9 protein-coding genes are annotated in these 7,178 nt (G+C 69.5%); 5 read left to right on the top strand and 4 right to left on the bottom strand.

The features are described 5' to 3' along the window. Nucleotides 1-102 precede the first annotated feature (102 nt). The gene (locus QSK18_RS12635) at nucleotides 103-657 is read left to right on the top strand and encodes a hypothetical protein (RefSeq protein ID WP_285618987.1); all 555 of its coding nucleotides are present in this window, start codon (nucleotides 103-105) and stop codon (nucleotides 655-657) included. Nucleotide 658: 1 nt separating this feature from the next. On the opposite strand, the gene QSK18_RS12630 is transcribed toward QSK18_RS12635, so the two are convergent. The 3 genes from QSK18_RS12630 to QSK18_RS12620 form a co-directional block, all read right to left on the bottom strand. After that, nucleotides 659-1,228 carry a hypothetical protein gene (locus QSK18_RS12630; protein WP_285618985.1) on the bottom strand — a complete coding sequence of 190 codons (570 nt, stop codon included), beginning with the start codon at nucleotides 1,226-1,228 and terminating at the stop codon, nucleotides 659-661. Between the two features lie 114 nt (nucleotides 1,229-1,342). After that, on the bottom strand, nucleotides 1,343-1,468 hold the full coding sequence (locus QSK18_RS12625; protein ID WP_269810067.1) for a hypothetical protein: 126 nt from the start codon (nucleotides 1,466-1,468) through the stop codon (nucleotides 1,343-1,345). A gap of 59 nt (nucleotides 1,469-1,527) precedes the next feature. Continuing rightward, complete coding sequence (locus QSK18_RS12620) at nucleotides 1,528-2,703, bottom strand: sensor histidine kinase (protein ID WP_285618982.1); 1,176 nt, start codon at nucleotides 2,701-2,703, stop codon at nucleotides 1,528-1,530. Nucleotides 2,704-2,780: 77 nt separating this feature from the next. Here QSK18_RS12620 and QSK18_RS12615 point away from each other — a divergent pair, with 77 nt between their 5' ends. The 4 genes from QSK18_RS12615 (at nucleotide 2,781) to QSK18_RS12600 (ending at nucleotide 6,178) form a co-directional block, all read left to right on the top strand. Continuing rightward, nucleotides 2,781-3,377: a cadmium resistance transporter gene (locus tag QSK18_RS12615; protein ID WP_352396537.1), complete on the top strand. Its 597-nt coding sequence runs from the start codon at nucleotides 2,781-2,783 to the stop codon at nucleotides 3,375-3,377. Between the two features lie 18 nt (nucleotides 3,378-3,395). Further along, nucleotides 3,396-4,547, top strand: a complete 1,152-nt coding sequence (locus QSK18_RS12610; protein ID WP_232810698.1) for a sensor histidine kinase — start codon at nucleotides 3,396-3,398, stop codon at nucleotides 4,545-4,547. Next, the gene (locus QSK18_RS12605) at nucleotides 4,544-5,206 is read left to right on the top strand and encodes a response regulator (RefSeq protein WP_232810700.1); all 663 of its coding nucleotides are present in this window, start codon (nucleotides 4,544-4,546) and stop codon (nucleotides 5,204-5,206) included. The genes QSK18_RS12610 and QSK18_RS12605 overlap by 4 nt, the downstream gene beginning before the upstream one ends. Before the next feature lie 123 nt (nucleotides 5,207-5,329). Then, nucleotides 5,330-6,178: a CPBP family intramembrane glutamic endopeptidase gene (locus QSK18_RS12600; protein ID WP_285618976.1), complete on the top strand. Its 849-nt coding sequence runs from the start codon at nucleotides 5,330-5,332 to the stop codon at nucleotides 6,176-6,178. On the opposite strand, the gene QSK18_RS12595 is transcribed toward QSK18_RS12600, so the two are convergent. Further along, nucleotides 6,175-7,101 carry a quinone oxidoreductase family protein gene (locus QSK18_RS12595; protein WP_232810724.1) on the bottom strand — a complete coding sequence of 309 codons (927 nt, stop codon included), beginning with the start codon at nucleotides 7,099-7,101 and terminating at the stop codon, nucleotides 6,175-6,177. The genes QSK18_RS12600 and QSK18_RS12595 overlap by 4 nt on opposite strands. Nucleotides 7,102-7,178: the final 77 nt, after the last annotated feature.

Genomic DNA, 7,178 nt, shown 5'->3' with positions numbered 1-7,178 from the left:
TCACGACGTCGTCCACGCCCTGCACTGGTCGAACTGGAGACGAACTCACCAGGCCAGAGCCCACCAAAGTCACGTCCGTAGACAACTCGCTACCGAGAGCACATGATCACGAAGTGTCGCTGGAGTACTAATCTGGTGTCCAGAAAAGCGGGAACCTTCCAGATCGCCCTCGTTGATGACGCGGTGGACGAAGTGGCGGACAGCATCAAGGAGTTGCTGCCCAAGCCCCGGACCCGCACAGCCGGACAGGCGGGCGGTCGCCGAGCCGGACAATCGGCCGGACAGAAGGTGCCGACTGTGCCGGACAAGCGGTGGTCCACGCTCGACGTCTACCTGGTCTTGACGGTGCCCGTGCTGCTGACCGCGGTCGCTCTTCGGTGGGCGGACATGTCCGGGTGGGCGTGGGCAGTCCTGTCCGGCTGGTGCGTCGCCCTGATCGGTAGCGGCTACTGGACTGCGACCCGCCGCGGCCGGCGCGTTGAGGTGGCGCAGATCGTGCGCGTCGCTGGCGGGTGTTCGCGGCGACCAACGTGGGTGATGACGATGGTCCAGTCGTCGTCGTTCAGTTGCCAGGCCTGGTTGAAGTGCCAGAGGGGCGAGGGTGCGGAGTTCACTGCGGCACCAGTCGCGCATGGGGTGAGGGTAGTGGGCTGCTGACCTACGGGTTGAAGAGCTCACCTCCCGGCCCGCGCACCCACTCAGCGCCCTTCGCGTCCGTGAACTTGAGCGTGATGTGCGACGAGTACTCCTCGCCTTCGGGTATCAAACCCTCGTCCCCGGCTAGCTTGTAGGTCTCCTGGGGCGGCAGGACGCCAAGGCTGATCGGGTCGATGTCGAGACGGTTGGGTTCGACCTTGACGTCGTAGATCGGCTGGGTGGACAGGTTGGCGATGTGGAGGACGGTTTCCATCCGTGGCGAGTCGCTCATTTCGGCGAGAGTTATTGGCTGGTAGTCAGGGTTGGGCTGAATCGCCATCCATGCACTGACCATCTCGGCCTGCTCGCGCCCCTCCCGCTCAAGCTGCTTCTTGTCGCGCCCGTGCTCTATGCGGTAGACCCGGACGGCATAGACGGCGGCAGCAACCGCTGCGATGAATGCACCGAGCGTGCTCCACCCGCCCACAATGTCGGCCAGATCCACGGCACCGTTCCCGTCATCTACTGGCGGGGCGATGACGACGATGTGCCCCAGCAACGAGTGCAGCAGCCGGAAGAGTTCGTAGAGCATCGGCTCAGCCTGTTGGCTCTCGGCGACCCCGGGGTGGACGGCTTGAGATACCCGCCAAACGCACGAAGCGCCCCCACCTCCGAAGAGGCGGGGGCGCGTCGACGACGGACTAACCTACAGCGCGTTGACCTTGGCCTGGAACGCCGAGTGGGTGGCGATGGCGTTCACGCGCTGAGCGCGGCGCAGCGGGCCACCAACAGCCAGTTCGTCTGGGCCTGAGAGAGAAGAGGTAGCTGACACCTCGGTCACCGCATCGCCAACCCGCACCATGATCCCGGTTCACCAGGCGGCGGACGCGCTCAACACAGCGGCACCTCCGCCGCGACCTGCCAACCCCCTCCCTCCAGCGGGCCGGCAGCGAAATGCCCGTTCAGCAGGCCAATACGTTCGCGCATGCCGATCAGCCCGTACCCGGACCCTGTCTGGCCGGGCTGATCCTGACCCCGGCCGTCGTCCCTGACCCGCAGACGCACGACACCGTCGCCCGAGCGCACGAACACCTCGATCCGGCCCGCATCGCGGGCGTGGCGCCGTGCGTTGATCACGCTCTCCTGGACCACCCGTAAGACCGACGCAGCGACCGGAGCGGGGATCTGCTCGGTCAGGTCCATGGTCAGGCACACCTCGGGCCCGGGGGTGGACGCCACCGCCCGCAGATCCGCGATCAGGTCGGACGTGGTCGTGGAGATGTGCGTGACGCCCTCGGGGTCGCTCTCGCGCAGGGTGGCCACGACCTGCCGCATGGCCCTCAAAGCCTCTTGGCCACTGCTCTCGATACCGGGCAGCATCCGCGCCGTCGCCCCCGGGTCGGTGCCGGAAACCTGCTGGGCGGCCTGGGCCTGCACGACCATCCCCCCGACGTGGTGGGCCACCACATCGTGCAGTTCACGGGCCATTCCGAGCCGCTCACGCTGTCGGGCCGCCGCCACCGCGCTCCGGAGCAGACCGGCCCGTTCGGCATCCCAGTGACGCAGGAACCGCCCCACGCCGGCCGCCGCGCTCAGGACCAGGCCGTTCTCGACGTAGTCCTGCCACCACGGATCGGCCGGCAGAAATCCGAACTGGGGGCGCAGGAAGTTGGTTGCGGCGCAGCTCAACAGGACCACCAGCAAAGTACGGACGGCGGTGGCGGAGTCGGTCTGCCGGGTCAGGACCATGACGAGGAAGGAGAGGGCGGTGATCTCGGCCGCCAGGAGGGCGCCGTTGGCCGTCAGCACCTGGACCTCGAGGAGCCGCAGCGCCTCCGACCCGCCGACCAAAACTACGGTCGCAGCGACGGCGGCCCGTACCGGCGCCCGGCCGACCCACAGGGCGCACAGGCAGAGCAGGAGCGCGCCGGGCACGACCCACCACTTGCGGGGCAGATCGAGGTTGTCGGCCACGATCAGGTCACCGGCCAGCATCAGGGCCAGGACCGGGCCCAGGAGCCACGGCCCGCTGGCCCGCCGACGCCGGATCCTCTCGTAGAGGGTCATTCGGTCAGTCTTGGCCATGCGCTCGGAGGGCCGCAATTTCGCTCGTCCGCCGCTGTGGGATGCTGCGGCCGATGACTGTGGACATCGGAATCGTGGGCTCAGCGATCGGCCTGTTCGCCGTCACCAACATCGACGACCTGCTCATCCTGGCGCTCTTCTTCGCCCGGGGAGCCGGGCAGCGCGGCACCACCCGGGCCATCGCCGTGGGCCAGTACCTGGGATTCCTCGGCATTCTGGTGGCGGCCGTCGCCGCTGCGTCGGGGGCGAGTCTGCTGCCCGAGAGCGTCCTTCCGTACCTCGGTCTGCTTCCTCTGTTCCTCGGCCTCCGTTCTGCCGTGCAGACCTGGCGCGATCGTCATGAGCCCGACGACGCGCAGACCGATGGCGGCACCGTGCCCAGCAGCCTGGAACTGGCCGCTGTCACCTTCGCCAACGGCGGCGACAACATCGGCGTCTACGTGCCGGTCTTCGCCAACGCAGGGCTCAGCGGGACCACGGTCTACATGGCGGTGTTCCTCGTCCTGGTCGCCGTCTGGGTAGCTGCCGGCTGCTTCTTCGCCACCCGTCCCTCCGTCGCCGCCGCCCTTTCCCGTTGGGGGCACATCCTGCTGCCGGTGGTCCTGATCGCGGTCGGGGTCCTGATCCTGGTCGAGGGCGGCGCCTTCGGGGTCTAGGCGCCTATGCTCCCCGGCATGACCGGATTCGTGCCCTTCGAGCGCTGGAGGCGACTGAATGTCACCGTTCGTGACTCGATCGGTGCGAGCGCGCTGCTGGTGGTCTCGCTGGTGCCGGGCATGGACGGCAGCGGGGCCGATCTGCCGGAGTTCCCCGAGCAGCCGCTCGACGCCTTCGGCGCGCTGCTGTTGCTGGGCCTGTGCGCGCCCCTCGCCCTGCGGCGCCGTCTGCCGGTGGTCTGCGCCCTGGCCACCGGCATCGCCTTCGTGCTGTATCAGGGTCTGGCGTACCCGATCACCGCCGCCAGCCTCGGTTTTCCGTTCGCCCTCTACGGCCTGGGGGCCTACCAGAACCGGGGGCGACGCGAGCTGGCCGTGCTGCTCTCCGTCGGGTTCCTGATCTTCGCCCTGGTGCTGCACGAGCTCGGCTCCACCCAGAATGCGCTGCAGTACCTGGAGTTCTACCTCGTGCTGGCCGGGGTCTGGGTCGCCGGCCGGTGGATGAGGGAACAACGGGCAGCGGCCGAACGACGCCGCCAGGACAGCGTGACGCTGGCGCTGGCCACCGAACGCGCCCTCATCGCCCGGGAGCTGCACGACGTGGTCACCCATCACGTCACGGCCATGGTGCTCCAGGCGGATGCCGCCCGCATGCTGGCCCCGGTGCATCCGGACCGCGCGAGCGAGAACATGGCGGCCGTGAGCGGCACCGGGCGGCAGGCCCTGACCGAGCTGCGGCATCTGCTGCACGTGCTCAACGCCTCGGCCGCCGAACGTGAACCGGCCGGCGGGCAGGTCGAGGACGTGGTGGAACGCGCCCGGTCGGTGGGGCAGCCGGTGCGGCTGGAGGTCAACGGCAGCCCGGAAACCGGTTCCGGCGCAGTGGACCTGGCCGTCTACCGGGTGGTGCAGGAGTCACTGACCAACGCGGTCAAACACGCCCAGGGCTGCCCCACCCGGGTGGTGGTCTCCTATGCCGAGGCGGGGGTCGCGGTGGAGGTGGTCACCGAGAAGTCCGCTCGCGCAGACGACGAGGTCCGGGCCGGTCACGGACTGGCCGGGATGTCCGAGCGGGCCACCGTCCTCGGTGGAGACTTCGAGGCCGGGCCCGACCCGGAGGGCGGGTTCCGGGTCCGGGCCTTCCTGCCGCGGGCCGGGGTTCCGGCGTGATCCGCGTTCTGGTCTGCGACGACCAGGCCCTGATCCGCACGGCCTACACCACGATCCTGGGTCTGCAGCCGGGCTTCGAGGTGGTCGGCGCCGCCGCGGACGGTGAGCAGGCCGTGCAGCTGGCTCGTGAGCTGCGCCCCGATGTGGTGGTGATGGACATCCGCATGCCGTTGCTCGACGGCATCGAGGCCACCCGCCGGCTCGCCGGGCCCGGCGTTCCCGAGCCGCTGAAGGTGCTGGTGGTGACCACCTTCAATCTGGATTCGTACGTGTACGAGGCATTGCGGGCCGGGGCTTCGGGCTTCCTGCTCAAGGACGCCGAACCGGACGAGGTGGTCGCCGGGGTGCGCACGGTGGCCCGGGGCGAGGCTCTGGTGGCGCCGGCCGTGACGCGGCGTCTGATCGGCAGTTTCGGGTCGCGGGTGCGGGCGCCATCGGCCTCGCCGCCGCGGTCCACGGTCCTGGCCCCACGCGAGTCGGAGGTGCTGCTGCTGATCGCCCAGGGTCTGTCCAACCCCGAGATCGCGGCCGAGCTCGGCATCGGGAGCGAGACGGTGAAGACGTACGTCTCGCGCATCCTGTCCAAGCTCGGCCTGCGCGACCGGGTCCAGGCCGTGGTGTACGCGTATCAGAACGGGCTGGTCGGCAGCGGAGAGTGAGCGCGCGATAGTCCCCCGCGCGAGCTACACCTCGAATGTCCACCCCAGGGTGACGTTTTGTGGCCCATCGGGCTCCTAGGGTCCTGATGTCTGTTTCGACATCGATGTGTAGGAGGACCAGCCATGCCCGGCACCTGGAGGAGGCGTTTCCGATTTCCGATCCTGCTGGTCGGGACCTTCCTGATCCTGGCGGTGGCCGAGGGCACCACCGCGGCCCGCCAGGACGACCTGACCTGGGCGGTGTCGGCCGGTGTGAGCAGCGCCGTCCTGGCCGTGCTGGCCTACGCCGGCCTGACCCGCTGGGTGGAGGGCAGGCCCGTACCGGAAGCCCGGAGTGTGGGCTGGCTGATCCCCGGGATCGTCCTGGGAGCTGCATTTTTCGGGACACTGATGCTCGCGATCCGGTTGCTCGGCGGCTGGGGCGGACAGACCGACGGTTCTCTGGAAGGCCTGGCCGTCACGGCCGGGATCATGGCCTGCGTGGCGGCCTGTGAAGAGCTGGTGTTCCGCGGGGTCCTGGTCCGGATCCTGGCCGAACGGTTCGGCGGCTGGGGCTCGCTCGCCGTCTCGTCCGTGCTGTTCGGGGCCATGCACCTGGTCAACGAGCACGCCACGGTGCAGGGAGCGCTCGCGATCGGCCTGACCGGGGGCCTGCTGCTGGGAGCCGCCTACCTGGCCACCCGTTCCCTCTGGCTGCCCATCGGCATCCACTTCGGCTGGAACCTGCTGCAGGCCGGTGTGTTCGGCGTCCGCTCGTCCGGCACCGAGCAGGAGAACTCGCTGTTCCACACCACGCTGGACGGCTCGCAGTGGCTCACCGGGGGTGAGTTCGGGCCGGAGGCCAGCGTGGTGGTGCTGGCCGTCCTCAGCCTGCCCACGCTGGCCCTGCTCACCTACGCAGCCCGCACCGGGCGCATGCGCCGGGCCGACAAACTCACGGAACCCGCGGAAGTCGCGGAAGTCGCGGTCTAGGGAACCAGGACGATCCGCTCGCTCGTGGTGGCCGACCAGGCCTGCGCGACCTGGGCCAGGGGCACGGCCCGGGCGCGCACGTCGATCAGGCCCTTCGTGACCGCGACCGCCAGATCGGGCAGCACGGCAATCAGGTCGCGGGCGCTGACCGAACCTATTCCGCTGCCGATGATCTGGAACTGGGCGGCGCGCAGGGCAGCGGCCGGGACCGGGGCCGTGCGGCCGGCCATCGACCCGATCTCGATCCAGGTCAGCGGGGCACTCCGGTCGCGGCGGGCCTGCAGCATCGGAAGCATCATCGAGGCGGCCGGCTCGCCCCAGACGTAGTCCAGGACCACGTCGACGTCGGCGGCCTGTTCGGCCTGGTCGAACGTGATCGTCCGGTCGGCCCCGAGCGAGGTGAGGCCGGCCAGCCGGCTCGCGTCCCGGCCGGCCGCGATCACCTGGGACGCCCCGAAGAGCTTCGCCACCTGGATCGCCATCCGCCCGGCGTTGCCGGTGGCGCCCAGGATCAGGACGCGCTGCCCCTCCTGGAAGGCGGTCCGCCGGCTGAGCGCCACCCAGGAGGACATGCCGGGGTTCATCGCCGCGGCGATCAGTACCGGGTCGGCGTCGTCCGGAAGCAGGATGCTGCGCCGAGGATCAATGACCGTGCGCTCGGCGAACATTCCCACCGTCGCGTCTTCGAGGGCCGCGTAGCGCAGGCGGCCGGAAGGGTCGCGGACCACGCCGTCGGCGCCGGGGATCAGCGGGAAGGTGCCGCTGCTGCTGTAGTGCGAGCCGGTCGCCTTGGCCCGGGTCAGGTGGTGCAGGCCTGCGGCCAGGACTTCGACGACCATCTCGTCGGCGTTCTGCGCGACCGGTTCGGGGTGTTCCCCGTAGACCGGGACGGCGTCGGGGCCGGTGACGAGGGCGGCGTGCATGAGGACCTCCGAGAGATAGATGGTAATCCCAACGACTTCATAGTCGTGGGTATTGCCATCTAAATCAAGTACGATCT

The sequence above is a fragment of the Kineosporia sp. NBRC 101677 genome (assembly GCF_030269265.1).
GTDB lineage: Bacteria > Actinomycetota > Actinomycetes > Actinomycetales > Kineosporiaceae > Kineosporia > Kineosporia rhizophila.
Note: the sequence above shows the minus strand (reverse complement) of the source record. Positions and strands in the feature narration are given on the sequence as shown.

Excerpts from the sequence above, each read along its gene's own strand:
- QSK18_RS12595 (WP_232810724.1), bottom strand. The coding sequence starts at position 7,101 with ATGCACGCCGCCCTCGTCACCGGCCCCGACGCCGTCCCGGTCTACGGG.
- QSK18_RS12610 (WP_232810698.1), top strand. The coding sequence starts at position 3,396 with ATGACCGGATTCGTGCCCTTCGAGCGCTGGAGGCGACTGAATGTCACC.
- QSK18_RS12635 (WP_285618987.1), top strand. The coding sequence starts at position 103 with ATGATCACGAAGTGTCGCTGGAGTACTAATCTGGTGTCCAGAAAAGCG.
- QSK18_RS12630 (WP_285618985.1), bottom strand. The coding sequence starts at position 1,228 with ATGCTCTACGAACTCTTCCGGCTGCTGCACTCGTTGCTGGGGCACATC.
- QSK18_RS12600 (WP_285618976.1), top strand. The coding sequence starts at position 5,330 with ATGCCCGGCACCTGGAGGAGGCGTTTCCGATTTCCGATCCTGCTGGTC.
- QSK18_RS12620 (WP_285618982.1), bottom strand. The coding sequence starts at position 2,703 with ATGACCCTCTACGAGAGGATCCGGCGTCGGCGGGCCAGCGGGCCGTGG.